General features: G+C 39.2%; 1 protein-coding gene. It reads left to right on the forward strand.

Features of this window, described 5'->3' with window-relative positions:
- On the forward strand, positions 1 to 1942 hold a 1942-nt coding region (locus CQA58_RS08105; RefSeq protein WP_115570200.1), incomplete at both ends, for a beta strand repeat-containing protein.

Below are 1942 nucleotides of genomic sequence, written 5' to 3' on the forward strand. Positions count from 1 at the left end.
ATATAGTGCTGCGGTAGATGGAGATAATAATGGGTTGACATTTAATGCTGGAAACAACATTATCAATTTTGCAAACACTTCAGATGGTGGTGCTACACTTAATTGGAAAAACAATCCCAATGGTGATTCTGCAACTACTCAAGCTATCACTACCACAGGAGGAACTACAAATATCAACTTCAACAATAGTGGAACTATTGCAGGAGGAGTTAGCACAAATGGAGCTAGTGCTACTACAACAATTGCAATTGCAAACAACAAGAGCGGAACAATTAATGGAAATGTTACTACCGATGCCACCAATGGAACTACAAACATTAGCTTTGCAAGTGGAAGTGATGCAAAAACTCTCACTCTTGGTGGAGCTAACAATACGCTATCTGGTATTACTTTTACTTCTGGCTCTACGGGTAACATCATTACCCTCAATAACGATGCAGGAACAACTTCGTTTGCTAGTGCCATCAGCGTAGGAGCAAATGATGGTATCACTTTCAATCTCAATGGAACTACAAGCACTACTCTAACATTTGGCGATAGTAGTGGTCTTACAAACAACAATATTGCAAATTTCAACTTCAATAAAACTGCAGGGAAATTGAATGCAACAAGCATTACCACAGCAACTACTGGAATAACAACATTTAATCTTGGCTCTGATGCTGCTGATACTACTACAACAGAGTTTGTTGCCACTATCACAGGAGCTTTGACAAACAATGCAACAGCAACAGACAAAGGGCAAGTTTTCAATATCAATGCTAAAAATGCTACATTGCAATATAGTGTTGCAGCAGCTGGTGATAATAATGGGTTGACATTTAGTGCTGGAAACAACATTATCAATTTTGCAAACACTTCAGATGGTGGTGCTACACTTAATTGGAAAAACAATCCTACTGGTGGTTCTGCAACTACTCAAGCTATCACTACCACAGATGGAACTACAACAATCAACTTCAATCAAGACGGAACTATTGCTGGAGGAGTTAGCACAAATGGAGCTAGTGCTGGAACTACTACAAATATCAATGTCAAAAATGGTGCTTATGCTGTCATCAATGGAGCTGTAATCACAGGAGCAACAAACTCCACCACAAACATCAACTTCTCAGGAGATGCCACAGCAAGCTCGACTCAAGGAACTTTGGTTATCAAAGGAAATACAAACGATATAAGCAAAGTAAGTTTTGAAACTGGCGATTATAAACTTTCTCTTACAGATGCAGAGAGCAAAGGAGGAAGAACTCCAAGAAATCAACGCAGATCTCTAACTATCGGCACACTAGACACATCTGGGAGCGGTTCACTCACTTTCATTTCTCAAGCCACAGCCACAGAAGCTGATACTTTTGTCATCAATGCTGTAACAGGAAGCAAAAAAGGGACTTATCATCTTGGTGTTGTGCTTGATGATAATACAAAGATGGCAGAAGTCGGTGCTGATGCTCCTGTAAGATTGGTTAGTGTAATTGCAGATTCTGGAATCACATTCGAAAAATCTGTCAATGTTATTGAGGGGTTTACACATGGAATTGCAGAGCTTACAAGCGATCTCACAAATGCAAATGGAGAGAGTGGTAGTGATTATATGAGCTACTATATTCAAAAAATTGACAATCTTGAAGTCATCGCAGCCGAGCAAGAAATCACAGCCACAGCCTTCACTCTCAATTATGATTTGTATATGGCAAATCTCAACTCTTTGAATAAAAGAATGGGAGAATTGCGTGAGAATAATCATAGTCAAGGAGTATGGGCTAGAGTGTTTAATGGGGCTTTAAGTAATGACTTTGGATTAGGAAGTAAGAGCAATTACACTACTATTCAAGCAGGATATGACTATGCCTTTGGGTTTGAGGGAGCAAATAACTATCTAGGAGTAGCTCTCTCTTATGCACTCTCTACTTCTACTTCAGATAATAAAGCCTTTGATAGTAAT

The organism is Helicobacter brantae (genome assembly GCF_003364205.1).
GTDB lineage: Bacteria > Campylobacterota > Campylobacteria > Campylobacterales > Helicobacteraceae > Helicobacter_G > Helicobacter_G brantae.